The organism is Streptosporangium sp. NPDC048047, assembly GCF_040653115.1.
Classification (GTDB): domain Bacteria; phylum Actinomycetota; class Actinomycetes; order Streptosporangiales; family Streptosporangiaceae; genus Streptosporangium.
Genome location: NZ_JBEZNH010000031.1, coordinates 1 through 23,819, shown reverse-complemented (window position 1 = coordinate 23,819; position 23,819 = coordinate 1). Strand labels below are relative to the sequence as shown.

24 protein-coding genes are annotated in these 23,819 nt (G+C 74.5%); 11 read left to right on the top strand and 13 right to left on the bottom strand.

The window, feature by feature from the left end; translation table 11 throughout:
- Nucleotides 1–88: 88 nt before the first annotated feature.
- A complete protein-coding gene (locus tag AB0D67_RS24355) occupies nt 89–1,063 on the top strand; it encodes a GlxA family transcriptional regulator (protein ID WP_362939985.1) in 975 nt (324 codons plus the stop codon).
- A gap of 2 nt (nt 1,064–1,065) precedes the next feature.
- The gene (locus tag AB0D67_RS24350; protein WP_362939982.1) at nt 1,066–1,476 is read left to right on the top strand and encodes a hypothetical protein; all 411 of its coding nucleotides are present in this window, start codon (nt 1,066–1,068) and stop codon (nt 1,474–1,476) included.
- 60 nt (nt 1,477–1,536) lie between these two features.
- On the opposite strand, the gene AB0D67_RS24345 is transcribed toward AB0D67_RS24350, so the two are convergent.
- Nucleotides 1,537–2,997, bottom strand: coding sequence for an ATP-binding protein (locus AB0D67_RS24345; protein WP_362939978.1), 1,461 nt, complete (start codon nt 2,995–2,997; stop codon nt 1,537–1,539).
- A 185-nt stretch (nt 2,998–3,182) separates the two neighbouring features.
- Between AB0D67_RS24345 and AB0D67_RS24340 the strand changes: the two genes are divergently transcribed.
- Nucleotides 3,183–4,037, top strand: coding sequence for an alpha/beta hydrolase (locus tag AB0D67_RS24340; protein WP_362939975.1), 855 nt, complete (start codon nt 3,183–3,185; stop codon nt 4,035–4,037).
- Between the two features lie 54 nt (nt 4,038–4,091).
- Here the strand turns inward: AB0D67_RS24340 and AB0D67_RS24335 are convergent, their stop codons facing one another.
- Nucleotides 4,092–4,526 (bottom strand): SPW repeat protein, encoded by a 435-nt coding sequence (locus AB0D67_RS24335; RefSeq protein WP_362939972.1) that lies wholly within the window; start codon nt 4,524–4,526, stop codon nt 4,092–4,094.
- 303 nt (nt 4,527–4,829) lie between these two features.
- Between AB0D67_RS24335 and AB0D67_RS24330 the strand changes: the two genes are divergently transcribed.
- Both AB0D67_RS24330 and AB0D67_RS24325 read left to right on the top strand, forming a co-directional pair.
- Nucleotides 4,830–5,852 (top strand): SDR family oxidoreductase, encoded by a 1,023-nt coding sequence (locus AB0D67_RS24330; RefSeq protein ID WP_362939969.1) that lies wholly within the window; start codon nt 4,830–4,832, stop codon nt 5,850–5,852.
- 80 nt (nt 5,853–5,932) lie between these two features.
- A complete protein-coding gene (locus AB0D67_RS24325) occupies nt 5,933–6,358 on the top strand; it encodes a hypothetical protein (RefSeq protein ID WP_362939966.1) in 426 nt (141 codons plus the stop codon).
- A 141-nt stretch (nt 6,359–6,499) separates the two neighbouring features.
- Here the strand turns inward: AB0D67_RS24325 and AB0D67_RS24320 are convergent, their stop codons facing one another.
- From AB0D67_RS24320 to AB0D67_RS24305, 4 genes are all read right to left on the bottom strand, one after another.
- Entirely contained in the window at nt 6,500–7,891 is a 1,392-nt protein-coding gene (locus AB0D67_RS24320; protein ID WP_362939963.1) for a DUF2254 domain-containing protein, read from the bottom strand.
- Nucleotides 7,892–8,037: 146 nt separating this feature from the next.
- Nucleotides 8,038–9,027: a serine hydrolase gene (locus AB0D67_RS24315; protein ID WP_362939960.1), complete on the bottom strand. Its 990-nt coding sequence runs from the start codon at nt 9,025–9,027 to the stop codon at nt 8,038–8,040.
- 169 nt (nt 9,028–9,196) lie between these two features.
- Entirely contained in the window at nt 9,197–9,796 is a 600-nt protein-coding gene (locus AB0D67_RS24310) for a DUF1349 domain-containing protein (protein WP_362939957.1), read from the bottom strand.
- Nucleotides 9,797–9,907: 111 nt separating this feature from the next.
- Nucleotides 9,908–10,660 (bottom strand): dienelactone hydrolase family protein, encoded by a 753-nt coding sequence (locus AB0D67_RS24305; protein ID WP_362939954.1) that lies wholly within the window; start codon nt 10,658–10,660, stop codon nt 9,908–9,910.
- Nucleotides 10,661–10,766: 106 nt separating this feature from the next.
- Here AB0D67_RS24305 and AB0D67_RS24300 point away from each other — a divergent pair, with 106 nt between their 5' ends.
- On the top strand, nt 10,767–11,231 hold the full coding sequence (locus AB0D67_RS24300; RefSeq protein ID WP_362939951.1) for a MarR family transcriptional regulator: 465 nt from the start codon (nt 10,767–10,769) through the stop codon (nt 11,229–11,231).
- 117 nt (nt 11,232–11,348) lie between these two features.
- On the opposite strand, the gene AB0D67_RS24295 is transcribed toward AB0D67_RS24300, so the two are convergent.
- The 5 genes from AB0D67_RS24295 to AB0D67_RS24275 form a co-directional block, all read right to left on the bottom strand.
- Nucleotides 11,349–11,900: a hypothetical protein gene (locus AB0D67_RS24295; RefSeq protein ID WP_362939948.1), complete on the bottom strand. Its 552-nt coding sequence runs from the start codon at nt 11,898–11,900 to the stop codon at nt 11,349–11,351.
- Nucleotides 11,901–12,078: 178 nt separating this feature from the next.
- Complete coding sequence (locus AB0D67_RS24290; RefSeq protein WP_362939945.1) at nt 12,079–12,831, bottom strand: lysophospholipid acyltransferase family protein; 753 nt, start codon at nt 12,829–12,831, stop codon at nt 12,079–12,081.
- Between the two features lie 157 nt (nt 12,832–12,988).
- Complete coding sequence (locus tag AB0D67_RS24285; RefSeq protein WP_362939942.1) at nt 12,989–14,842, bottom strand: thiamine pyrophosphate-binding protein; 1,854 nt, start codon at nt 14,840–14,842, stop codon at nt 12,989–12,991.
- Nucleotides 14,839–15,612, bottom strand: a complete 774-nt coding sequence (locus AB0D67_RS24280) for a cyclase family protein (RefSeq protein WP_362939939.1) — start codon at nt 15,610–15,612, stop codon at nt 14,839–14,841. Before AB0D67_RS24280 ends, AB0D67_RS24285 begins: the two co-directional genes overlap by 4 nt.
- A gap of 101 nt (nt 15,613–15,713) precedes the next feature.
- Nucleotides 15,714–16,607 carry a sulfite exporter TauE/SafE family protein gene (locus tag AB0D67_RS24275; protein WP_362939936.1) on the bottom strand — a complete coding sequence of 298 codons (894 nt, stop codon included), beginning with the start codon at nt 16,605–16,607 and terminating at the stop codon, nt 15,714–15,716.
- A gap of 97 nt (nt 16,608–16,704) precedes the next feature.
- On the opposite strand from AB0D67_RS24275, the gene dhaK reads away from it, so the two are divergent.
- Genes dhaK through dhaM form a run of 3 tightly spaced genes read left to right on the top strand, consistent with a single transcriptional unit; the run spans nt 16,705 to nt 18,963 of the window.
- The gene (dhaK, locus tag AB0D67_RS24270; protein ID WP_362939933.1) at nt 16,705–17,697 is read left to right on the top strand and encodes a dihydroxyacetone kinase subunit DhaK; all 993 of its coding nucleotides are present in this window, start codon (nt 16,705–16,707) and stop codon (nt 17,695–17,697) included.
- Nucleotides 17,698–17,755: 58 nt separating this feature from the next.
- The gene (gene dhaL, locus AB0D67_RS24265; protein ID WP_362939930.1) at nt 17,756–18,592 is read left to right on the top strand and encodes a dihydroxyacetone kinase subunit DhaL; all 837 of its coding nucleotides are present in this window, start codon (nt 17,756–17,758) and stop codon (nt 18,590–18,592) included.
- Nucleotides 18,592–18,963, top strand: a complete 372-nt coding sequence (gene dhaM, locus AB0D67_RS24260) for a dihydroxyacetone kinase phosphoryl donor subunit DhaM (protein ID WP_362939927.1) — start codon at nt 18,592–18,594, stop codon at nt 18,961–18,963. Before dhaL ends, dhaM begins: the two co-directional genes overlap by 1 nt.
- A gap of 6 nt (nt 18,964–18,969) precedes the next feature.
- On the opposite strand, the gene AB0D67_RS24255 is transcribed toward dhaM, so the two are convergent.
- Nucleotides 18,970–19,638 (bottom strand): alpha/beta fold hydrolase, encoded by a 669-nt coding sequence (locus AB0D67_RS24255; protein ID WP_362939924.1) that lies wholly within the window; start codon nt 19,636–19,638, stop codon nt 18,970–18,972.
- Nucleotides 19,639–19,816: 178 nt separating this feature from the next.
- On the opposite strand from AB0D67_RS24255, the gene AB0D67_RS24250 reads away from it, so the two are divergent.
- On the top strand, nt 19,817–22,708 hold the full coding sequence (locus tag AB0D67_RS24250) for a LuxR C-terminal-related transcriptional regulator (protein ID WP_362939921.1): 2,892 nt from the start codon (nt 19,817–19,819) through the stop codon (nt 22,706–22,708).
- Here AB0D67_RS24250 and AB0D67_RS24245 read toward each other — a convergent pair.
- Nucleotides 22,689–23,069 carry a hypothetical protein gene (locus AB0D67_RS24245; RefSeq protein WP_362939918.1) on the bottom strand — a complete coding sequence of 127 codons (381 nt, stop codon included), beginning with the start codon at nt 23,067–23,069 and terminating at the stop codon, nt 22,689–22,691. The two genes, AB0D67_RS24250 and AB0D67_RS24245, sit on opposite strands and share 20 nt — an antisense overlap.
- 284 nt (nt 23,070–23,353) lie before the next feature.
- Between AB0D67_RS24245 and AB0D67_RS24240 the strand changes: the two genes are divergently transcribed.
- Nucleotides 23,354–23,819 (top strand): transposase (locus AB0D67_RS24240; RefSeq protein WP_362939915.1); only part of this gene is annotated, 466 nt, incomplete at its 3' end.

Here is a 23,819-nt window from a genome sequence, read left to right as displayed (position 1 = left end):
GCCGCGGCCCCACGGCACGACCGGCCGACCGGCCATGGCAGGATCTGCAATATCCGTGTCATTGACGCCATGACCGCCCGCGACCAGCATGAAAGCCGTGAACCAGCGCGTCGTGACCGTCGTCTTCGACGGCTTCCAGCTGCTCGACCTGGCCGGACCGGCCGACGTGTTCGCGACGGCGAACCTCCTCGTCCCCGCGGGCGGCTACCGCCTGGAGGTGGCCGCCGTCCACGCCGGGCCGGTGACCGCGGGCAACGGCATGACGGTCACGGCCGGCACCGCGCTCGGCGAGATCACCGGGCCGGTCGACACGCTCCTGGTCGTGGGCGGCCTGTCCGCCGCCGGGCACACGGACGACCGGGAACTCGTCGGGGAGATCTCCCGGGTGGCCCGTTCCGCCCGCCGGACCGCCTCGGTCTGCACGGGCGCCTTCCTGCTGGCCGAGGCCGGACTGCTGGACGGCAGGCGGGCCACCACCCACTGGCTGGCCGCCGGGGACCTGGCCGCCCGGTACGACAGGGTCGAGGTGGACGCCGACTCCGTCTACGTCGGGGACGGCGGCGTGTGGACCTCGGCCGGGGTCCTCGCCGGGGTGGACCTCGCCCTGGCGCTGGTCGCGGAGGACCACGGCCACGCGCTCGCCAAGGACGTGGCGTGCGGGCTGGTGGCGTACCTGCACCGGCCCGGCGGGCAGAGCCAGTTCAGCACGCCGATGCGCGCCCTCACCCCGCGCAGCGAGCCGCTCAGGGAGCTCCAGGCGTTCATCGACGCCAACCCCGTGGCGGACCTGAGCGTTCCGGCCCTCGCCCAGCGGGCGGGCATGAGCGAACGTCACTTCTCCCGCGTCTTCACCGAGCAGGTCGGGATCTCCCCGGGCCGCTACGTCGAGCGCAGCCGCGCCGACGCCGCGCGGCGGCTGCTGGAGGCGACCGGGCACCCCCTGGACAGGGTGGCCAGGGAGTCGGGGCTGGGCACACCCGAGACCCTCTACCGGGTCTTCCGCCGCCACTGGCGGATCTCACCCGGCGACCACCGCCGCCGGTTCCGTACGAAGGAGAACTGAGAGTGCACGTCGCGATCCCCCTCTACCCCCGCTTCACCGCCCTCGACGCGGTCGGGCCGTACACCGTGCTGGCCTTCGCCCCCGGATTCACCGTCACCTTCGTCGCCGCCTCCCCCGGGCCGGTGCCGGACGACCGCGGCGGGTCCGGCCTGACGGCCACCGCCTCCCTCGCGGACTTCGGCGCCGAACCGGTGAGCGACCGGGTGGTCGTGGACGGCAGGGTCGTGACGGCGGCAGGCGTCTCGGCCGGCATCGACATGGCCCTGGCGCTGCTGGCCCGCGTGAGCGACGCGGAGACGGCGCGGGCCGTGCAGCTCGCGATCGAGTACGCCCCGGAGCCGCCGTTCGACGCCGGCTCCGCGAACGGCGCCCCGGCGGACCTGCGGGAGCGGGCGCTCGGCCTCATCGCCTGACCGCCCCCGGCGAGGACCGGCTCCGGCTCCCGGTGAGCCCCGGTTCTCCCCTCCGGCCGCTCAGCCGTACAGGTCGTCGAGACCCACCAGATCCACCTCACCCCGCCCGGCGGCCCGGACGAGGTCGTCGGTGAAGCCGGCGCCCGAGTAACACAGCAGGCGGGTGCGGGAGGTGTCGTACCGGTCGTTCCGGCCGACGAGGTCGCGGATGCGCAGGAGCCGCTGGAGATGCCCCTCGCCCATGACCTGCCCCCACTTGACCTCGCCGATCGCGAGCAGCGGGGGCCTGCCGCCGTCCGCGTGGCCGACGGCCGCGACGTCCACCTCGTGGGTGGTACGGCCCGCCGGGTCGTTCACGGTCCCGGCGGTCACCTCGGACGGCCAGCCGCCGAAACGGTCCTCGGCGAAGTGCAGCGTCCAGTCCCGGCAGACCCGCTCGAAGTGAGGTCCCACCACGTTGCCGATGAACCTCTGCCCGGCGCTCCTCCAGATCCGGTCGGTGGCGGTCGCCCGCATGAGCTGCGGCCAGAAGGGACGCATCATCGCGTGGTAGAAGGTGAGCAGCGGCTCCTTGATGCGGAAGTCCGTACGGTTGCTCCGGAAGGCGTCGCTCTCGCGGGCGATGAGCCCCGCGTCCTCCAGGACCGTCAGCGGGTGGGAGAGCTCGTTGCTCTTGCGGCCGACGTGACCGGCGATCCCGCCGCGCCCGCTGTTGCCCTCGGCGATGGCGGCGAGCACCGAGTGGTAGAGGGCGCCGTCGCGCAGGTCGGGCTCCTCCGCGAGGAGATACCTCGCCTCCAGGAACATCGGGCTGCCCGGGGACAGGATGGCCCTGACGACCCAGTCGTCGAAGTCGTCCAGGTCCCGGGGCGCGTCATAGCGGATCATCTCGGTGCGGTACGCCGGGGTGCCTCCGACGACGGCGTGGACCAGCAGCGCCAGCCGGGGGTCGGTCAGCTCCCAGAACCCGGCGGCGAGCCGGTAGTCGAGGGTGTTCACCGGCAGGTCCAGCGATGCCCGTCCGCGGAGCGGCGCGTTTCCGGAGAGCAGGCCGCCCATGAACGACATGGCCGAACCGCACAGGAGGAGCCGGGTCCGTGAGGTCGTGCGCTCCGGCCTGCGCGGGGCGTAGGCGGCCTGGATGATCGACGGCAGGGCGGGGTTGGCGCGGGCGAGGTAGGGGAACTCGTCGATCACCACCGGCACCGGCCGGTCACGGCCGATCCGGAGCAGGACGTCGACCACCGTGGGCCAGTCCGAGGGGGTGAAGGGGGCCGTCGGGTCGAGGTGGCGGGTCAGCGCGTTCCCGATGAGGGCCAGCGACTCGGCGTCGGTCGCCTCCTGCGCGGAGAAGTAGAACCCCCCCGCCTCCTGGCAGAGGGCCTCCAGCAGGAAGCTCTTCCCCTGACGACGCCGGCCCGAGACGACGCCGAGCGTGGCGCCCGGCTGGTCGTCGGTCGCGAACCTCGTCAGCGCCGCCCATTCGCGGTCGCGGTCGAACATGTCGGCAGGCTTACGCATCCACCCTCACCAAGAGAAGCGCAGTTCTGATAACTATACTTCTCTCGGTTTCCGCAGGTCTTCCTCACGCGCCCCCGCCAAGGGCGTCGTCACTCCCGACCGGCGGGATCCGTGTCCGTTCCCCGTCCCTCCGCGCCGTCTCGGCCGTCTTGGTGATCGGTCACGGTGGCCGGGATACTGCCGGGATGTTCACCGAGAGCCTCGTGGCCGTGTCCGCGGACCCCGTGGTCGAGCTGTTCACCGCGCGGACCCCGGGTCCCGCCGGCCGCACCCTGCTGGTGATCCACGGAGGGCCGGACTGGGACCACACGTACCTGCGCGAACCCCTGGGCGCGCTCGCCGGGCGGCACCGGGTCGTCCTGCCCGACCTGCGGGGCTGCGGGCGCTCCACGCGGGGCCTGGACGACGGGCACTACACCCCCGACGCCGTCGTCGGCGACCTGGTCGCCCTGCTGGACGCGCTCGGCTGCCCCCGCGCCGACGTGCTGGGGTTCTCCTACGGCGGGCTGCTCGCGCAGCGGCTGGCGCTCGCCGTACCCGGGCGGGTGCGGAGGCTGGTGGTCGCCTCCAGCAGCGTCCCGCCGGTCCCGCCGGACGCCTTCGCGGGGTGGCGTGAACGGGAGGAACGGCTCGCCGCGGAGGCCGACGTGTGGTCCGACCCCGAACTGTCCGGACCGGAGCTCACCCGTGCGGCGGCGGTCGCCTCCGCGGCGACGGACGTCTGGCGCCCGGAGGCGCTGCCGGGCTACCTCGACCGCCTGGCGGAGGTGCGTTTCTCGGCGGAGTGGATGCGCCCCTGGCGGGCCGGCGTCCTGCCGTCCGCCCGCCCCGATGACGCCGTACGGCGGCTGCGCGACCTCGGCGTCCCGGTGCTCCTGCTGCACGGCAGGCAGGACATGACGTTCCCCGCGGTCCTGGCGGAGGAGGCGGCGGCGGTGCTGCCGGCCGCCCGCGCCGTGGTGATCGAGGAGGCGGGGCACATGGCCCACGTAGACCGGCCCGATCGCTGGCTCGACGCCCTCACCGGCTTCCTGTCCTGACCACTCCCTCGCCGGGGACCGGGCCGTCCTCCCGGGCGGCCCGGTGATCCGGCGTCACGTCTTGTGGCGTGACGTCCGCATGCCGATCCCGATCTCCGCCAACCCGCAGAGCAACAGGATGACCCCGATGATGACGTTGCTGACGATGACGGACGCGGGAGCCGTGTGCGGGGACACCACCCACGGGGCGATGATCGTCCACAGGCCGATGATGGGCGTCACCCAGGCGACCCCGCGTGTGCGGCCGTAGGCGGAGGTGAACCCGACCGCCAGCGCCGCCACGGCGAGACCCGTGACGAGGTTGTTGACGGTGATCGTGCTACGGCCGTTGAAGCCGACGATCCACGGTGAGATGGCCAGGTAGAGACCGGCCAGGAAGGTCAGCCCACCGACGACTTGTGCGAGCGGCGTCTGGGTCGCGCGGTCGTAACGAGCACGCATCTCGGCTATGTCGGGATGCTGCTCCATTCCCAGTGGCGAATGTGTCATGGTTCCCGCCACCCTTCTTCAGGCTGGTATTCCACCACTTAATCCGTATCCAGTCCGGGGGCGACGACTCACGCAGGATGCAATGGTTGGACAAAAACCGGTTCTGTTTATGCGAATGTCCCGGCGTGGCGTGCTCCGGTGGGAGCGGTACGGCGTGCCGGGGTCCCCGCGGCCGCCTCCGGCTTCGGCCCCTCGATCCTGTACGCTCCCGGACCCCGTGGACCGGCCCCGGTCCTCGTGGGCGCCTCGATCCCGTATGAGCCCGTCCTCTCCGGGTATCGAGAACCGGCGAGGTGATGAGACATGACCAAGGAGAGTCCCAGGACCGTGGTCGTCACCGGCGCGAGCGCCGGTGTCGGCCGGGCTGCGGCCCGCGCCTTCGGCGCCCGGGGAGACTCGGTGGCGCTGCTCGCCCGCGGCGAGAAGGGGCTGGAGGCCGCCGCCGAGGAGGTCCGGGCGGCCGGCGGGCAGGCGCTGCCGATATCCGTGGACGTCGCCGACCACCGTCAGGTGGAGGAGGCGGCCCGGCGCGTGGAGGAGGAGCTCGGCCCGATCGACGTGTGGGTGAACGTGGCGTTCAGCACGGTCTTCGCCCCGGTCACCGAGATCGAGCCCGAGGAGTATCGGCGGGTGACCGAGGTCACCTACCTCGGCTACGTGTACGGCACGAAGGCCGCGCTGGACCGCATGCTGTCCCGCGGCGAGGGCGCCATCGTCCAGGTGGGCTCCGCGCTGGCCTACCGGGCGATCCCGCTGCAGTCGGGGTACTGCGCCGCCAAGCACGCCATCAAGGGGTTCACCGAGTCCCTGCGCTGCGAGCTGATGCATGACGGGAGCGGCGTGCGGGTCACGATGGTGCAGCTGCCGGCGCTCAACACCCCGCAGTTCGACTGGGTGCTGTCCCGCCTGCCGAACCGTCCGCAGCCGGTGCCGCCCATCTACCAGCCGGAGGTCGCGGCGCGGGCCATCGTGTTCGCCGCCGACCACCCCGAGCGCAAGGAGTTCTGGGTGGGGGCCATGACGGCCGCCACGCTGCTGGCCGACCGGGTGGCGCCCGCCCTGCTCGACAGGTACCTCGCCAGGACGGGCTTCTCCTCCCAGCAGACGCCGGAGCACCGGAGGGCCGGACGCCCGGCCAACCTGTGGGAGCCCGCGGACGACGAAAGTGGAAAGGACTACGGCGCGCACGGGCGCTTCGACTCCCGCTCGCACTCCCGCAGCCCTCAGGTCTGGGTCTCCGAGCACCGCCGTCTGGTGACCGTCGCCGGAGCCGCGGCGGGCCTGGCCGGCCTGACCTGGCTCGCCCGGCGCGCCGGGGCCGGGTGAGCCGGAACCGCGCGGAGCCGCGGCCCTCCCGGAGGGGGCCGCGGCCGGCGACCACCGTCTACGCAGTCCAGGAGCATCCCATGAACGACGACCCGCGGCGCGACCGCGACGAGACTCCGTACGACCCCGGGGACGCGCCGCACGGTTCCGGGGACACGTCACGCGCCCTCGACGGCACGCCGGACGCTCCCCGGGACACGCCGGACGCCTCCGGGGAAACGCCGCCGGCCCTCAGGCCGGTGCCGCGCAGCGAACCGAAGCCCGTCTCCGGCCGGGGACGCCCGCACGGCCGCCCGATCTCCTGGGTGTTCGTCGGCGCCTTCCTGGTCTTCTTCGCGGCCGGCGGCCTCGCCCTGGTCATCGGGAACATGCCGCTGTTCTGGGGCTGCCTCGCCGCGGTGATCCTCATGATCCCGGTCGGCAGGGCCATCAGGATCATGGACGACACGATGGGCTGGACCCACGCCAGGGCCGATCGCCATCAGAAGCGGGCCCGGGAGCGGTAGGGACCGCGGCCCGGGGCCCGGCCGGGTTCCGGAGCGGCCCGTCACGGTCCGGCGCCGCGGAACCCGGCCGGGCACGGTACCGCGCCGCGATACCCGGCCCGTCACGATCCGGGCCGCCTGGTCACGATCCGGGCCGGCCGGTCAGAAGCCCGCCTCCGGCGGCCAGCGGCCGGCCAGCGCCTCCCGTACCGACCGGGCCAGGGCGCCCATCCGCGCCGCCTCATCGCGGTCGTACCCCTGGGCGTCGGCGGTGGCGCACAGCCGTACGAGCTGATCGGCGACGGCCCGGTGGTGCTCGGGCCGGTGGGTGGACCAGGCGACCTCGCGCAGCATCGTGAACAGCCGCGCCAGCACCTCGGGATCGCCGGTGCCGTAGCGGCGGGGCTGGGTGATCGCCAGGTCGAGGAGCGTGGGGAACCCCGGGCGCCGGAGCACGACGCGCACCCGGCCGGAGTCGTCCCGCAGCAGGCGGGGGCCCAGGTCACGGCGGGCCAGGTCGCACACCAGCGCGGCGACGTGGCCGAGGGCGTGGACCGCGGTGGTCGGGTCGTTGATCCCCGGTGACAGCGCCTTGAGCGCGACGTCGACGATCTGCCGCAGCCCGAACGCGACGTCCTGGGCCGCGGTGCGCTCGTAGCCGGTCCCGACCGCCTCCGCGACGCGTCCGGACAGCGTCCCGACGGTCTCCGGGTCCAGCACCGCGCCCTCGTCGAGGGGACGTGCCGCCGCGATCGGGACGCCGGCGACCACGGAGTCGCCGGGAAAGTGCCGGAGAAGCACCACGGCGCCGGCGTCGACCGCGGCGGCCAGGATCTCCTCCTCGTCGACGGAGGTCAGGAAACCCGACGACCGGGCGCACAACGGCACCGTCTGGTCCGTGCGCATCGGCGGGACGCCGGACGGGACCGTCGTCCCCTCGTCCTCTCCCCCGTCCTCCTCCGTCAGGTTGCGGGCGATCGTCGCGGCGGCCTCCGCGTGCACCACGCGCAGCAGCGACTCCACCCGGATCTGCCGGGCCAGGTGAGCCAGGAAGGCCACCAGCGCGATCACGCCGGCCAGCGCGAGCAGGTACGCCACGGTCACCGACAGCTGGGGCACGAACGCCGACCGATCCTCCGCGGACGCGCGCACCGTGCGCAGCACGGTCAGCGAGTAGACGAACGTGGCCAGCAGCAGCGCCAGCGCGACGTGGACGAACCGGTCCTGGACGAAGGTCCGCAGCAGGCGCGGGGAGTACTGGCTGCTGGCCAGCTGCAGCGTGACCACGGTCAGGGAGAACGTCAGCGACGTCACGGTGATCAGTGAACCCGCGATGGCCGACAGCACCGTGCGGGCCGCCTCCGGCCCGCCGGTGAACAGGTAGGCCGTCATCCACGGAGGCAGTTCGTCGTCGAGGCGGGCGTCGAGGCGGGGCAGCTCCACCCCGAGCGCGGCCGCCAGGGCCACTCCCGCGACGGGGATCGGCCACAGCCGGGTGCGCCACGCGTCGGCGCGCACCCCCCACCACCGCCTCAGCCTCCCCGCCAGATCCATGGAGAGCCTCCGATCCGTGCCGGGCCGTGGCGCCCGCCCCGGGGACGGGCCCGCGATTTCCAGCATCTCAGAAGCGGCTCGCGGCCTCCCCGCCAGATCCATGGAGAGTCCCCGATCCGCGCCGGAGCGCGAGCCCGTCCGCCGCCTCAGGCGTCCAAGGCCGGAAGGACGACGTCCTCCATGACGGCCAGGGGCAGTGCGCCCTGCTCCGGGCCGTTGTAGTCGCCCGCGGTGACGGCCACGACGAGGTCGAGCCGGGGGACGACGAAGATCCGCTGCCCGCCGTTGCCCATGGCCGAGACCGCCCCGTCCGGGGCGACGTACCAGAGGTAGCCGTAGGAGGTCCCCTCCCAGGCCGGCACCCGCGGACGCAGCATCTCCCCGAGCCACTCGGGAACCACCTCGCGGCCGAGCACGGCCTGGCCGATCCTGGCCATGCCGCGCGGGGTCAGCCGCAGGCCGGAGGCCGCCGAGGCGACCCCGTCCGCACCCGTCATCCATTCGAAGGGACCGACGCCGAGCGGCTCGAAGAGCGCGGTGCGGGCGAAGTCCGCGAGCGGGCGCCCGGTCCCCCGGGCGATGAGCGCGCCGACCAGGGCGGCGGCGCCGCCGCTGTAGCCCCACCGCAGGCCCGGCTCCTCGACGACCGGTCTCTCCAGCACGAAGCGGATCCGGTCGGGCGCCAGCTCCATCCCGATCTCGTCGTTCTCCGGCGAGGTGTACGGCGCGCTCTCGTCCCACCGCAGGCCGAGGGACATCGTGAGCGCGTGCCCGACGGTCAGCCGGGCGCGGCGGGGGTCGGCGGCCAGGTCGGGATACTCGGGGAACCCCGCCAGGAGCGGCTCGCCGGGGCCGGGGACCAGGCCGTCGGCCAGGGCGAGGCCGTACAGCAGCCCGACGACGCTCTTGGTGACCGAGCGGACGTCGTGCAGGGTCTCCGGCCCGAAGTCGACCGTGCCGAGCGGGGTGTTCCAGGAGACGTCGGGGCCGCTGCCGTAGTGCTCCAGGACCAGGGCGCCGCGGCGGACCACCACCACGCCATGCGGGCCAGGCGGATGTTTCCGGGCCAGGGCATCGAACCGGTCGGCCAAATCGGGTGCGAAACCCGCCTCCCCTGGGTCGGTCTGCCGCCACATGCGAATCTCCTCAGTCTCACCCGGATGCGACGGCCACGAAGCCTCCCACAGCGGGCCGCTGATTTTCCAGCCTGTTTCCCGGCGAGGGGTTCGCGGTGCCGTCCGGCCGCCGGAGCGCCGGATCAGCCGCCGTGCCCGCAACGGCGCGTGGACGACGGGCTCCCGGCCGCTAGACGCCGCCGCGCAGGTCCGCGAGGCGCTCGGCGGAGTGGCGGACGTCCTCGAACCGCACGGTGCAGCCCTCCCCCGTCGGGGACTGGGCCTGGAAGCCGACCTCGGGGTCGCCGTCCAGCGCGAAGTAGCGGATCAGCTGCCAGAAGTCCGAGCCCGCGGCGACGTGGAAGGCGTAGGCGGAGCCGAGCCGGGAGATCCGCAGCCGGACGTCGTCGCCCTCGACGGTGAACGCGTTGCAGTCGTCGGACACCCCCCGGTTCACCACGGTGACGACCGTGGGCCTGCCCTGCGGGGAGAGCTCCAGGCAGAACTTCGCCCAGTGGTCCGGGCCCGCGTACAGCAGCATCACGCCCGCGTCGTAGGTGGACAGCAGGTCGAGCCGGACGCGGGCGCCGAGGGTGAAGTCTCCGTCGAGGCGGCCGACCAGCGCGGGGGCGTTGCCGAAGCGGCCGGGGCCGCCGGGGTCGCAGAACAGGTCCGTCTTCGGCCCCGCGGTGATGGAAAGGGCGTCCTCTCCCACCACCTCGTAGGCGACCGGCTCGTGCAGCCAGTGCATGGGGGCGGGGAAGGCGGGCAGGACGACGGGTTCCGTCATCGGATCTCCTCGGGGGGTACGGGTTCTCGGCCAAGCCCTTCGATCTTCGGAACACGCCCAGTCTGTCACGGGAGCGCTCCCATGAGGGGGCCGTCGGCGGGCGGGGCGCGCTCAGCCCACCCGGTCGAGGAACGCGAGGACGCGCCGCCAGGCGTCGGCGCACGCGCCGGCGTGCTCGTCGTCCCTGACGTCGAAGAACCCGTGCGGGGCGCCGGGGTAGACGACGAACTCGTGCTCCACCCCGGCGGTGACGAGGGCGTCGCCGAACTCCTTCACCGCGCTCTCCGGGATGCCCTCGTCGGCCCCGCCGAACAGGCCCAGGACGGGGGCGGACAGGTCGGCGGCGTGCTGGGCGGGTCCGGGACCGTACGGGCCGGCGATGCCGGGGTGGCCGTAGAAGCCGACCACCCCGGCCAGGCCGAAGCGCGGCTCGGAGGCGAAGAAGGCCAGCCGCCCGCCCATGCAGAAGCCCAGGGCCGCCTGGGCGCCGCCGTACTCCCGCAGCCGGCCTAGGGCGGCGGTCATGTCGTCCTGCTGCCGGGACCGGGTGAGCGCGGCGTAGTCCTCCATGCGGGGGAAGCCGTCGCCCCGGCCCTCGGTGGAGGGGCCCGCGGTGCGGCCGAAGTGGTCGTAGGCGATCGCGGGGTGGCCGTGCTCGGCGAGCCGTACGGCCAGGCGCTCGTAGAAGGGCGCCAGCCCCCGGTTGTCGGGGATCACCACCACCCCGGCTCCCGTCGGCCGCTCGGGGACGGCCAGGTAGGCGGCGAGACGGGTGCCGTCGGCGGAGGTCAGGGTCAGCGGGCCGGAGGTGACGGGCGTGCCGGTGGAGGCGACCGGCGGGGTGGCGTCAGCGTCGTAGCACACGGGCGTGTCCTTTCGATGGATGCCGTGGAGGCCGGGGGGAGGCCGGGGGGATACCGGGATGACGCGAAAGTAGCAAAGTCAGATTGATAAAGCTAACCTTGGCATCATGATGGACGACACCCCGGCGGATTCCGGCCGGCCGGATCACACGGCGCGCGACCTCAGGATCGCCGTCGGCCGCATCGCCCGCCGGATCAGGCAGTTGTACGGCGTCGCCGACAGCGCGAGCGACCTCACCTTCACCGAGCTGGCCGTGCTGTCCCGGCTGCACCGCCTGGGCCCCTCCACCTCCGCCGAGCTGGCCGACTCCGAGCAGGTCACCCCCCAGGCGATCGGCACGACGCTCGGCGCGCTGGCCAGGCGTGGCCTGATCGCCCGCGAGCCCGACCCGCGGGACGGCCGGAAGGTCGTCAGCCGGCTCACCGAGGCCGGTACGCGCGCCCACGACGGCCGGACCCAGGCCGTCACCGAACGGCTGGAGCGCGCGCTCGGCGACGCCCTGGACGACCGGGAACGGCGCCTGCTCGCCGAGGCGCTCCCCCTGCTGGAACGCGTCGCCGACCGCCTCTGACCACCGGCCGCCGGTCCCCCGGGATCAGGAACGGGCCGGGATCCGGGGAGAAGCACGACCGGCCCCCGGGATCAGGAGCGGTCCCGGATCCGGGGAAAGGCACGGCCGGCCTCCGGATCAGGAGTAGGACGCCACCATTCCGGCCACCATCCCCGCCACCGCGACGGACGTCAGGAGCGCTCCGAAGATCACCGCGCCCCGGCGGCCCCGCCGTATCCGCAGGGCGTGGAGCGCCACGTAGGGGAGGAAGGCGAGCACGCCGGCGCCGAGGAAGGGCATGGTCAGCGCGGCCAGCAGGCCCGCCGTCCCGGTCGGGACCGCGCGGTCGCGCCCGGGGGCGAGCCGGGCGCGCCTGACGTCCCCGGCGGTGGAGTCGGGCGAGGCCGTCACCGCGATCGCCGCGCCGCCGCCGTCGGGCGTGAACCTCCCCCGGCAGTCGTAGCGCCCCTCCCCCAGCGGCACGCAGGAGACGACGGTGAGCGTGCCCGGCGTGCCGGTCCGGCCTGTCGCCAGTTCCAGGTCGTCCACGGCGAAGACGAAGGGCATCAGGCCCAGGGCGAGCCAGCAGACCAGGAGCACGGTCATGCCGACGGGTCCGGGGGTGCGCCCGGGGCCCGGGGCCGGTCCGGGCTCCATGGCGTCGAGGAGGTTTTCCAGCGCGTCGTTCATGGAACGGAAAGGTGCACCCTGCCGCTTGCGGATCACCTGCCTCCGGCTTGCGGCGGGCCGCCCTCCGGCTCGTTCCCGGCGCGCGTCCTCCCCGTGCGATTCCCGCCGCGCGTCCTCCACGCGTCCTCCACGCGGTGGGACTCCGGGGGCGGGCGGTCGCGGCGGCCCGCCCTCCGGCTCACGCCTGGCGGCGGGCCTCCCGCTCCTTGGCCTCGGCCTCGTCCATCTGGGCGGCCTCCTCCGGGGTGGGGGCGGTCCCGCCGAGGTGCCTGGGCTGCCACCAGACGCCCTGGGGCTGCTCGGGGTAGTTCCGCTGGGCCCGGTCGAGCAGCTCGGTCATGCGGGTGCGCAGGTCGGCGGTGGCGGCGTCGTAGTCGTCGCCGCGCTTGGGATGCATCGACTCGCCGACCAGGATGGTCACCGGGACGTGCCGCTGGAGGAGCTTCTTGGGGCGGCCCTTGGTCCACAGCCGCTGCGTGCCCCACAGGGCGACCGGGATCACCGGCACCCCGGCGGCCACGGCCATCCGGATCGCGCCGTTCTTGATGTCCTTGACGGTGAACGACCGGCTGATCGTGGCCTCGGCGAACACGCCGACGACCTCGCCCGCCTTGAGCGCCTTCATGGCCGCCCCGAACGCCGAGGCGCCCGCCGCGCGGTCCACCGGGATGTGGTGCATGCCGCGCATCAGCGGGCCGGAGATCCTGTGGTCGAAGACCTCCTTCTTGGCCATGAACCGGACCAGCCGCTTGGCCGGCAGGGCGGCGAAGCCGGCGAAGATGAAGTCCAGATAACTGATGTGGTTACTGACCAGCACCGCGCCCCCGGTCCTCGGTATCCGCTCGGCGCCCTCGACGCGGATCTTCAAATCCAGCGCGCGGAACATGGTCCGCGCGGCCCCGATGACCGGGGGATACACGATCTCAGCCATGGCTGAACCGTACCTCAGCTTCCCCGCTCACCGGCCTGCCCCGGTCCCGCGACGGGGTGGGACCGGGGCAGGCCGAAGGACCGCGGCGGACCGGGAACCCGTGGCGGGCCGGGGACCCGCGACGGGCCGAGGAGCCCGTGGCGGGCCGGGGTCCGCCTCAGTGGCCGCGGAACGCCTCCTCCAGCCACCACGAGCCGCGCGCCCGGGTGACCCTGGCGTGGACCAGCAGCGGCCGCTCCCGCGGGCCGTCCAGCCACCGGGCCACCGCCGCGAGGTCTCCGGGGGCTTGTACGGTGACCGCCTCGAAGCCGAAACCCCGGGCGATGCCGGCGATGTCGGCCGGTGGGAAGACCACGGTGTCCAGGGGATGGCCGTCCGGTCCGAAATGGTGCACCTCGGCGCCGTACGCCTCGTCGTCGTAGACGACGACCACCATGCGCAGGCCGAGCCGTACGACCGTCTCCAGCTCGGAGACGCCCATCAGCGCGCCGCCGTCGCCGAGCGCCGCCACCGCCAGCCGGTCCGGCCGGGCGAGGGCCGCGCCGATCGCGGTCGCCAGGCCGAGGCCGATCGACTGGAACGCCTGGGTGAAGCAGAAGCCCCCTTCGTCCGGGACGTCCATGAACATCGCCGGATATCCCATGAAATTTCCGGAATCGGGGCAGACGACGCGCTCGGCGGGCAGCAGGTCGTCGAGCGCGATCGTCAGGGTCCGGGGGTCGATGCGGCCGTCGCCGCTCTCGTCGGCGTACGGGACGTCCCGCCAGCGGACCTCCCGGGCGATCCGCAGCGCCAGCGCCTCCGACCGGTACCCCGCCCCGCCCGGCACTGCGCGCGTCCCGGGCTCCTGCCGTACGGCACGCGGCCCCGCCCCTTCCGGGGCGGCGCGCGTCCCGCCGGGTTCCCCGTCCGCCACGACGGGCGCGGGGCGGGCCCCGGCCCCGTCGGCGAGCAGGTCCGCGACGGCCCGTGCGGTGCGGGCGGCGTCGCCGGTCACCCCGAGGCGGACCGGGCGGTGCGCGCCCAGGGCGTCGGGATCCAGGTCCACCTGGACGACCACGGTGTCCGGGCCGACGAGCGCGCCGTGCCGGGTGGTCCACATGTTCAGGGCGCATCCCCAGCCGACGATCACGTCGGCCTCACGGATCAGCTCGGCGGTCAGGGGTGAGGCGAAGCCGCCGCTGACGTCCAGGTCCCACGGGCTGCCCCGGAACAGGCCCTTGGCGACGGCGGAGGTGGCGAGCAGCGCACCGGCCCGCTTGGCGAGCTCCTCCAGCTCGCGCCGGGCCGTACGGGCTCCCCGGCCGGCCACGAACACCGGCCGCCGCGCGCCCGCGAGGATCTCCGCCAGCCGGGCGGCCGCCTCCGGGTCGGGCCCGGCCGGGAGCGGGCGCGCCCCGCCGGTGAGACCGGCGGACCCGGCGAGACCGGCGGATCGGACGGAATCAGCGGATCGAGTGGAACCGGCGGTCCCGGAGCCGCCGGTCTCCCCGTCCCCCACCCCAGGCAGGCCGGGGACGGTCAGCGCCTGTACCTCCAGCGGCAGTCCGAGCAGGACGGTGCGACGCCCGTCGCGGGCGGCGCGGAACGCCTCGGCCGTCAGGGTCGCGGCGTCCGGGGCGGAGCCGACCCGCATCGGAACGGCTCCGACCGCCGCGGCCAGCGCGGCCTGGTCCACGAAGAAGTTGGACCGCGGGGCGGTCACCTCACCGGCCAGCACGACGAGCGGCGTCCGGCTCTTGGCCGCCTCGGCGACGCCGGTCAGCGCGTTGGTCAGCCCCGGCCCCTGGTGGACGCTGAGCACGCCGACCCGGCCCGTCATCCGCGCGTGGGCGTCGGCCATGGTCGTCGCCCCGCCCTCGTGGCGCGCGGCGACGAACCGCACGCCGTGCGCGACCAGCGCGTTGGTCACGTGGAAGTTGCCACTGCCGACCACCCCGAACGCGATGTCCACGCCCAGGGAGGCGAGGACCGCGCCGACGGTCTCCGCGACGGTCCCGCCGCCGCTCACCGCTCGACCAGGGCCAGCACCCGCACCGGGCTGCCCGAGCCTCCGACGATGGGCAGCGGCGGGGCGACGACCACCGCGCCGGTGACCGGGAGCCGGTCGAGGTTGCGGAGCTGGGTCAGGCCGTACTTGCCCGCGCCCAGCAGGAACGAGTGGCACGGGAAGGGCGGGTCGAAGCCGTGCGCCGCGCCCGCGTCGGTGCCCACGGTCTCCACGCCGATCCCGGCGATCGGGGTCTCCTCCGCCAGCCACCTGGCGCACTCCACCGACATCCCGGGGCTGTGGGGGCCGGTCTCGTCGGCGTTGAGGAAGCTCTCCTGGTCGTGGGAGCGGGCGTCCCACCCGGTGCGGTAGAGCAGCCACCCGCCGTCGGGCAGCGGCCCGTTCGCCTTCTGCCACGCCTCTATGTGGCCGATCTCCAGCAGGAAGTCGGGGTTCCCGGCCGCCTCGCCCGCGACGTCCAGCACGACGGCGGGGGCGACGAGCCGCTCCGGCGGCACCTGGGAGACGTCCTCGCCGTCCTTGCCGGTCACCCAGTGGACGGGCGCGTCGAAGTGCGTTCCGACGTGCTCGCCCGTGGTGAAGTCGTTCCAGTACCAGGCGGGACCACGGTCGTCGTAGCGGCTGATCTCCTTCAGCGTGAACGGGACCGTGTTCGCGAACGGCTCCGGCAGCCGCAGGATCGGCGTCTCGGACGACAGCGGCGCGGTCAGGTCGATCACCTCTATCCCGCCGTTACGGATGCTCTCCACCAGGTTCCGCAGCACCGACATGACGCCTCCGAGGTCGGGAGATGGCCTGGTCGGATCCTCCTACACGCCGGAGGCCTCCGCCATCCCTCCGCGCCGTGTCGTCCCCGGCCCGGGGCGGCCGTTCAGAGATAGGCGTCGAGGGCGAGCTTGGCCGCGACGAGCAGGCCGCAGACGGCGGCGACGACGCGCAGGGACGCGCCGGGGAGCCGCCGCGCGATCACCGGGCCGATCCGCCCGCCGACCAGGAACCCCGCGGCCAGCGGGACCGCCGCCGACCACTGCACCGGCCCGAAGACCGCGAAGCCGAGGGCGGCGACGGCGTTGGCGAAGGAGGACACGACGTTCTTCACGGCGTTGACCCGGACCGGCGACTGGTCGAGCACGGCGGTGAGCACCGCGAACATGACGATCCCGCCGGCCGCGCCGAAGTAGCCGATGTAGGTGGCGACCGCGAACAGCGCGGCCCGGACCGGCCAGCGCTCCCCCGCCTCCGCGTCGCGGGACACGCCGTACGGCGGGCCGCCCGCGGGACCGCCCGCGTCGCCCGGTGACGCGCCGACTGGACCGGCGAGCGGGTCATCGGACGGGCTGTCGGGAGAACCGCCGGGAGGGCCGCCCGCCGTACCGGGGCGGGTGGCGGCGGTCAGGCCGGGCAGCCGGGGCGGGCGGATCAGCGTCAGCGAGGCGACCGCGACCAGCCACGGCACGATCGCCTCGAACGTCCGCGACGGCGTGAGCAGCAGCAGGGCCGCGCCCGTGGCGCCGCCGAGCGCCGTCACCCAGCCCATGCGCAGCACCAGCCCGCCCTGCCCGGCCAGCTCGGGCCGCGACCCGGCCGCCGCTCCGAGGCCGGTGAAGACCAGGGCGGTCGTGTTGGTGACGTTCGCGGTCAGCGGGGGCAGCCCGAACGCCAGCAGCGCCGGGTAGGAGACGACGGACGCCAGGCTCACCACCGTGCTGACCACCCCCGCCAGCGCCCCGACCCCGGCGAGCCCCAGCGTCTCGATGACGTTCACGAGATCCAACCCAACCACACCCCGTTTTGGCCCCGGACACCGAGGTTTTCCGGTCGCGGCGCTTGCCCTCCCCGCCGAACGGGCAGATCTTCGGGATGTGAAGAAGCTCATCAACAGTGCCGATTCGGTGGTCGCCGACGCGCTGCGCGGGCTCGCCGCCGCGCACCCGGACCTGCGGGTCGATGTGAAGAACCAGTTCGTGACGCGCGCCTCCGGACCACGTCCGGGCAAGGTCGGCCTGGTCTCCGGCGGCGGCTCGGGACACGAGCCGCTGCACGCCGGTTTCGTCGGGTACGGCATGCTCGACGCCGCCTGCCCCGGTGAGGTCTTCACCTCGCCCGTGCCCGACCAGGTGATCGCGGCCAGTAGCGCCGTGGACGGCGGGGCCGGGGTGCTGCACATCGTGAAGAACTACACCGGCGACGTCCTGAACTTCGGCATGGCCGCCGAACTGTGCGCCGACGAGGGCGTGGAGGTCGCGACCGTGGTGGTCGACGACGACGTGGCCGTCCGCGACTCCCTCTACACGGCGGGACGCCGGGGAACCGGCGCCACGGTCTTCGTCGAGAAGATCGCCGGAGCCGCGGCGGAGGGGGGCGCGCCGCTGGCGGAGGTGCGGCGGGTCGCCGAGGAGGTCAACTCGCGCAGCCGGTCGTTCGGCGTCGCGCTGAGCGCCTGCACCACCCCCGCCGCGGGCGTGCCCACCTTCGACCTGGGCGACGACGAGGTCGAGCTGGGCATCGGCATCCACGGGGAGCCCGGCCGCACCCGGTCGGCCATGCGCGGGGCGCGCGAGCTGGTGCGCGTCGCGATGGACGCCCTCCACGAGGACATGCCCCTCGAAGGGGACGTCCTGGTCATGGTGAACGGCATGGGCGGCACCCCGCTGATCGAGTTGTACGTCGCCTTCGCCGAGGTGGCCGCCTACCTGGAGGAGAAGGGCGCGACGCCGTCGCGCAACCTGGTGGGCGACTACGTCACGAGCCTCGACATGCAGGGCTTCTCGGTGACGGCCTGCCTGCTGACGCCGGAGCTGACCCGGCTGTGGGACGCGCCGGTGCAGACGCCCGCGCTGCGGTGGGGCCGCTGACGTGACCGGGCCGGACGACCGCGCGCGTGACACGGGCGGCACGGGGAACGCCGACGGGATGAGCGACACGAACGCCCCGGGCGACACGACGGACACGGCCGGCGCGGGCGGCATGAGCGGCCCGGCCGGTATAGGCGGTGCCACCGGTACGGCCGGCGCGACCGGCGGCCTGGACGCCGCCCTCTTCGCCGCGTGGGTCGAGGGGATCGCCGCGGCGGTCCGGACAGACCGGGACCGGCTGACCGCGCTGGACTCCGCGATCGGCGACGCCGACCACGGGGCCAACCTCGACCGGGGCTTCACCGCGGTCGCCGAGGCGCTGGCCGGCGGCCGGCCGGACACCCCGGGGGCGCTGCTGTCCCTGGTGGGCAACACGCTGATCCGCAAGGTCGGCGGGGCGTCCGGGCCGCTGTACGGCATGGCGTTCCGGGAGGCGGGCAAGGCGCTGGGCGACTCCCCCGAGGTCTCCCTCGCCGACCTGGACGAGGCCCTGGCCGCCGGGCTGGCCGGGATACGGAGGCTGGGATCGGCCGCCGAGGGCGACAAGACCATGGTGGACGCGCTCGCCCCGGCGCTCCGGGCGCTGACGCAGGCCGTACAGGAGGGGCGGGCGTCGGCGGAGGCGGTCGGCGCGGCGGCGGAGGCGGCGGAGGCCGGGGCGCAGGCCACGGTCCCGATGCAGGCCCGCAAGGGCCGGGCCAGCTATCTCGGCCCGCGCAGCGTGGGGCACGAGGACCCCGGCGCCGCGTCCACCGCCCTCATCGTCCGGGCGCTGCACGCGGCGGTGTCCCGCACGGCGGGCGTCCCGGGCGGGCGGTCCGGGCCCGCCCCGGAGGGGACGCCCCGGCAACCGGTGGGAGAGCCGTCCCGGCGTGCCCAGGAAGGACCGGAGTGATGGTCGGCGTCGTACTCGTCTCCCACAGCGGCCCGCTGGCCGACGAGCTCGTACGGCTGGCCCGGCAGATCGGCGGCGCGGACGTGCCGCTGGCCGGGGCCGGCGGCACCGACGACGGCGGCCTCGGCACCAGCCCTGACCTGGTGGCCAGGGCGATCGAGGAGGTGGACCGGGGCGACGGGGTGGTCCTGATCCCGGACCTGGGCAGTTCGGTGCTGACCGCCCGGCTCATGGAGGGTCCCGGCGTGGTGATCGCGGACGTGCCGTTCGTGGAGGGCGCGATCGCGGCGGTCGTCTCGGCGGGCTCCGGTGCCTCGCTGGAGGACGTGGTCGCCGCCGCCGAGGAGGCCAGGACCTTCCGCAAGCTCTGAGGGGCGTCAGCGGACGAAGTCACGCACCTGCTGGGAGACCGACCAGGAGAGCAGCAGGGACAGGTGACCGATGCAGCCGACGTTGACGTTGGTCGCGCCGTCCAGCTTCACGCTGTCGTCGGGGTTGATGATCTCGTCGCACCACGACCGGAACGCGCCGTAGTGGACCGCGCCGGGCGTCTCGTCACCCTCGTTGAGCCGGTCCAGGAAGGACGAGTGGTAGTTCATCTGCGCGCAGGAGACGATCAGCAGGTCGCAGAGGTAGGAGGCGTTGGTGCCGTGGTTGGGGCCGCCGATGGACACCCAGTCGTCGACGGCGTCGACGCCGCCGAGGAACTTGAGGTACCAGCGCGACGACAGGCCGCCCATCGAGTGGGTGACGATGTCCACCTTCTGGGCACCCGTCCGGCCGCGGACCTGGTTCACGAAGTCCGCGAGCTGGTTCGCGGTGGTGACGTTGGACTGCGCCGAGTTGTAGCCCCAGGCGAACAGCCGGTCGGCGGGCCAGCCGTCCCGCTGGAAGTCGCCCCTCATGACGTCCCAGTTCCAGGCGGCTCCCGCCCAGCCGTGCACGAAGATGACGGGGTCGGGGGCGGCCGCCTGGGCCGGGGCGGGGACGAACGGGACGATCATCGCCAGTCCCGCCACCAGGGCGAGCCACAGCCTTCGTCGCATGGGCTTCTCCTCCTTCGTACGGCCCGCCGAACACGGCGGCACCGACGAAAGAGTCCGTCGACGGCGGCTCCGGGGCACCGGTGACATCACCGGTCTTCTCCGAACCGGTGATGTCACCGGGGGGCCCGTTGGCCGTCCCCTATTCACACGGATGTGACCGACAAGTAACTTATGGGGTGTGACGGCCATCACACCCCCCGATCTGCACGGCCGCGAACGAGAACGGGCCGACCTCGACGCCCTGATCCTGGCCGCGGCCGCCTCGCGCAGCGGCGTGCGGGTGCTGGTCGGCGAGCCCGGAGCCGGGAAGACCGCGCTGCTCGACTACGCGGCCACCCGCGCCGGGGGCTTCACCGTGCTGGCGGCCCGGGGGGTGCCGTCGGAGTCGCGGCTGCCCTTCGCCGCGCTGCACCGGCTCGTCCGCCCGCTGACCCCGCTGGTCGACGGGCTCCCCGAGCCGCAGCGCCGGGCCCTGGCGGTCGCCCTCGGCCGGGCCGAGGGTCCCGCGCCGGACCGGTTCCTGATCTCGGTGGCGGTGCTCAGCCTGCTGTCGGAGGCGGCCGAGCGCGGCCCCGTCCTCGCCGTGGCGGACGACGCGCACTGGATGGACGCCCCCTCCCTCGACGCCCTCGCCTTCGCCGCGGCCCGGCTGGAGGCGGAGGGGGTGGCGCTGCTGGCGGCCCGCCGCCCCGACCATCCCCCGGTGTTCCAGGGGCTGCCGACGGCGCAGGTCGGCGGGCTGGAGGCGGAGGCGGCCGGCCGGCTCGTCCGCGAGCGCGCCCGGGGACCGGTCGGCGAGGCGGTGTGCGCCCGGCTGGTCGCGCACACCGGCGGGAATCCCCTGGCGCTGCGGGAGATCGTCGACGGCCTCACCCCCGACCAGCTCGCCGGCCGTACGGCCCTCCCCCGGCCGCTGCCGGTCGGCCCCGGCCTGGAGCGCGCCTACCTCGACCGGGTCGCGGCGCTCCCGGAGGACACGCGGACGCTGCTGCTGCTCGCCGCGGTGGAGTCGGAGATCGACGCGGCGACCCTGGTCCGCGCCGCCGCCCACGCCCGGATCGACGTCTCGGCGATCGAGGCGGCGGAGGCGGCCGGGCTGGTCCAGCTCTCGGAGGCGGGCGTGCGCTTCCGGCACCCGCTCATGCGCTCGGCCGTCCACCAGGGGGCGGGCCTGACCCGCAGGCGGTGGGCGCACCAGGTGCTGGCCGAGACCTCCGGCCCGCCGGACCGGCGCTCCTGGCACCGGGCCGCCGCCGCCCTGGAACCCGACGCCGGCCTGGCCGCCGAGCTGGAGGCGACCGCCGTACGGGCGCGGGTGCGCAGCGGCTACGCGGCCGCGGCCGTCGCGCTGGAGCGGGCCGCGGAGCTGACCCCGGCCGCCGCCCAGCGCGGGCGGCGCCTCGTCGCGGCGGCGTGGGACCGCTGGCAGGCCGGGCACACCGACCTCGCGGTCCACCTGCTGGACCGCGCCGGCCGGCCGACCGGCGTCGAGGCCGATGCCGGTTCCGCGCGTCCGTCCGGCGACGACCCCGGCCGCCCGGCCCCGGAGAGGACCGGAGACACCGCCCCGGAGAGGGCGGCGGACCCCGGTGAGCCGGAGGGAGCCGAGGATGCCGGTGGACCGGAGGAGGCCGGAGATCCCGACGAGATCGCCTTCCTGTCCGGGGTCATCGGCCTGCGGGTCGGGGCCACCGGGACCGCCTACGAGTCACTGCTGTCGGCGGCGCGCCTGCCCGACCCCGCGCGGGCCCTGCGCGCCCTGATGGGCGCCGCCGAGGCCGCCTCCTACGCCGGTGACCTCGTACGGCTGGCCACCGCGGCCCGCCGGGCGGGCTCCCTGGGCGACACGCCCGGCGCGCGCGCCGCGCTGATGCGCGCCTACCTGGCCGCGCTGGCCGAGGCCGCCTCCGGTGACCTCTCGCGGGCCGTCGGACCGTTGCGCCAGGTGGTGGACGCGGCCGGACTCGTCGCCGACCCCGACGCCCTGGGCTGGGCCGGCACGGCGGCGCTCATGCTGGGCGACGACGAGGCCGCGCACGCGATCTCCTCCCGCGCGGTGGCGCTCGCCCGCGCCCGCGGCGCGGTGACCGCGGTCCCGCAGGCCCTGGAGCTGCTCGTCTACAGCGAGCTGTGGACCGGCCGGCTCGGTATGGCCGGCGCCAACGCGCTGGAGGGGCTGCGCCTGGCCACCGACACCGGGCAGCTCAACTGCGTCTGCCACCTGCACGCCCTCCTCGCGCTGCACGCCGCCATCGAGGGCGACGAGCACGCCTGCCGGGAGCGGGCGCAGGCCGCGCTGGCCCGCGCCCGCGAGCACCGCATCGGCCTGGCCGCCGCCGTGGCCACCTGGGCGCTGGCCTTCAGCGACCTGTCGGCGGGCCGGTACGGCCAGGCCTCCCAACGGCTGACGCGGATGAGCCGGGCGGACGCGGGCCTCGGCCACGGCGCCATCACGCTGCTGTCGGCCCCGCACTACGTCGAGGCCGCCGTACGCGACGGCGACCGCGAGCGCGCCGCCCGCGCCCTGGAGGCGTTCCGCACCTGGGCCGAGACCGTCGGCAGCCCGTGGGCGCGGGCCCTGGTGGAGCGGTGCCGGGCGCTGCTGGCCCCGGAACGGGACGCCGGAGAGCACTACCTGGCGGCCCTGGAGCTGCACGCGCGCGGCGAACGGGACTTCGAGCGGGCCCGCACCGCGCTGCTGTACGGCGCGCACCTGCGCCACCGGCGCCGCCGCGAGGAGGCGCGCGACCACCTGCGCGAGGCGGCGGAGGTCTTCGAACGGCTCGGCGCCGCGCGCTGGCGGCAACGGGCCGCCGCCGAGCTGCGGGCCGCAGGCGAGCCGGTGTCCGGGCCGGGCAGTTCCATCGGGGAGGTGCTCACCGCCCAGCAGCTGCAGATCGCCCGCTTCGTCGCCGAGGGGGCGACCAACCGGGAGATCGCGGCGAGGCTGTTCGTCAGCCCTCGCACCGTCGACTACCACGTGCGCAACATCTTCACGAAGCTCGGCATCACCTCCCGCGCCGAACTCATCCGCTCCGCCGCGTCGTCCCTCACCGCTCCGGGCGTCTGACCCGCCCTTTCTCGTCCGGATCCGGTTGGGGACCCGAAGTCGGCTCAGCCTCCCGGGCACCGTGAACGTCGAGTGTTCCGGCTGACCTGGCCCGCAAAGCGGTGGCCCAGGCTTCCTTGTTCAGCATGAACGACATGACACGTGGAGGCGCGTCCGCGCGGCGAGCGGTGTCGGCCGCCGCCCGAGCGAGCCAGACGGCCCAGGCGGGCTGCTCCAAGTGGATCGCCTGCCGAGCGAGGGCGGTCAGGGCCTGAACACCGGTCAGCGAGTCGTCACCCGCCTTGGCCAGTTTGAGAGCGTGCCCGAAGTGCTGCTGGGCTTGACCATGCTGGTTGATGTCGAAGGCCGCCCAGCCCGCCATCAGATCCTCCCGAGGGGACCGTCGCCTTCAGGCGACGGGGGAATCGGGAGCGGAAGGGCCGCCAAGGCCCGATCGTGCCCTGATCGGCCGTGTCTGCGCATCGGAGTTCTCCAATCATCGCGTGTCAGATGGATGGCGCTGTCATAGTGATCGTGTGAATCGTCAGGTGCGCACCTCCGTGTGGTCACGGTCGTACTTCGTGGCCACGGCCGGCGCGGTATCGGCCGAGACGGTGCGGCGCCACATCGAAACCCAGCACGAGCGCGCCCCCACGGGGCAGCGCCGTGCGTAGGTCGTACAGGTTCCTGATCCGCCCGACCAGCAAGCAGGTGGCCGCGTTGACGGCGTGCCTGGAGGATCACCGCGCCCTGTACAACGCGGCGCTGGAGCACCGCCGCACCGCCTACGCCAAGGCTGGGGTGAGCATCCGCTACGGCGATCAGTCGGCGGAGTTGAAGCACATCCGCGCCGACGATGCGGGCGGGCAGGGACGGTGGTCGTTCTCCTCCCAGCAGGCCACCCTGCGCCGCCTGGACAAGGCGTTCGCGGCGTTCTTCGCCCGCGTCAAGGCCGGGCGCACGCCGGGCTTTCCCCGCTTCAAGGGCAAGGGCTGGTTCGACACGGTGACGTGGCCCAAGGACGGTGACGGCTGCCGCTGGGACTCCCAGCCCGACCACCCCACCGCGACGTTCATCCGCCTCCAGGGCGTCGGGCATGTCCGGGTCCACCGGCACCGCCCCGTGCGGGGCC

Coding starts and splice junctions, on each gene's coding strand:
- AB0D67_RS24355 (WP_362939985.1), top strand. CDS start 89: ATGAAAGCCGTGAACCAGCGCGTCGTGACCGTCGTCTTCGACGGCTTC.
- AB0D67_RS24345 (WP_362939978.1), bottom strand. CDS start 2,997: ATGCGTAAGCCTGCCGACATGTTCGACCGCGACCGCGAATGGGCGGCG.
- AB0D67_RS24340 (WP_362939975.1), top strand. CDS start 3,183: ATGTTCACCGAGAGCCTCGTGGCCGTGTCCGCGGACCCCGTGGTCGAG.
- AB0D67_RS24335 (WP_362939972.1), bottom strand. CDS start 4,526: ATGACACATTCGCCACTGGGAATGGAGCAGCATCCCGACATAGCCGAG.
- AB0D67_RS24330 (WP_362939969.1), top strand. CDS start 4,830: ATGACCAAGGAGAGTCCCAGGACCGTGGTCGTCACCGGCGCGAGCGCC.
- AB0D67_RS24325 (WP_362939966.1), top strand. CDS start 5,933: ATGAACGACGACCCGCGGCGCGACCGCGACGAGACTCCGTACGACCCC.
- AB0D67_RS24320 (WP_362939963.1), bottom strand. CDS start 7,891: ATGGATCTGGCGGGGAGGCTGAGGCGGTGGTGGGGGGTGCGCGCCGAC.
- AB0D67_RS24315 (WP_362939960.1), bottom strand. CDS start 9,027: ATGTGGCGGCAGACCGACCCAGGGGAGGCGGGTTTCGCACCCGATTTG.
- AB0D67_RS24310 (WP_362939957.1), bottom strand. CDS start 9,796: ATGACGGAACCCGTCGTCCTGCCCGCCTTCCCCGCCCCCATGCACTGG.
- AB0D67_RS24300 (WP_362939951.1), top strand. CDS start 10,767: ATGATGGACGACACCCCGGCGGATTCCGGCCGGCCGGATCACACGGCG.
- AB0D67_RS24295 (WP_362939948.1), bottom strand. CDS start 11,900: ATGAACGACGCGCTGGAAAACCTCCTCGACGCCATGGAGCCCGGACCG.
- AB0D67_RS24290 (WP_362939945.1), bottom strand. CDS start 12,831: ATGGCTGAGATCGTGTATCCCCCGGTCATCGGGGCCGCGCGGACCATG.
- AB0D67_RS24280 (WP_362939939.1), bottom strand. CDS start 15,612: ATGTCGGTGCTGCGGAACCTGGTGGAGAGCATCCGTAACGGCGGGATA.
- dhaL (WP_362939930.1), top strand. CDS start 17,756: ATGAGCGACACGAACGCCCCGGGCGACACGACGGACACGGCCGGCGCG.
- dhaM (WP_362939927.1), top strand. CDS start 18,592: ATGGTCGGCGTCGTACTCGTCTCCCACAGCGGCCCGCTGGCCGACGAG.
- AB0D67_RS24255 (WP_362939924.1), bottom strand. CDS start 19,638: ATGCGACGAAGGCTGTGGCTCGCCCTGGTGGCGGGACTGGCGATGATC.
- AB0D67_RS24245 (WP_362939918.1), bottom strand. CDS start 23,069: ATGGCGGGCTGGGCGGCCTTCGACATCAACCAGCATGGTCAAGCCCAG.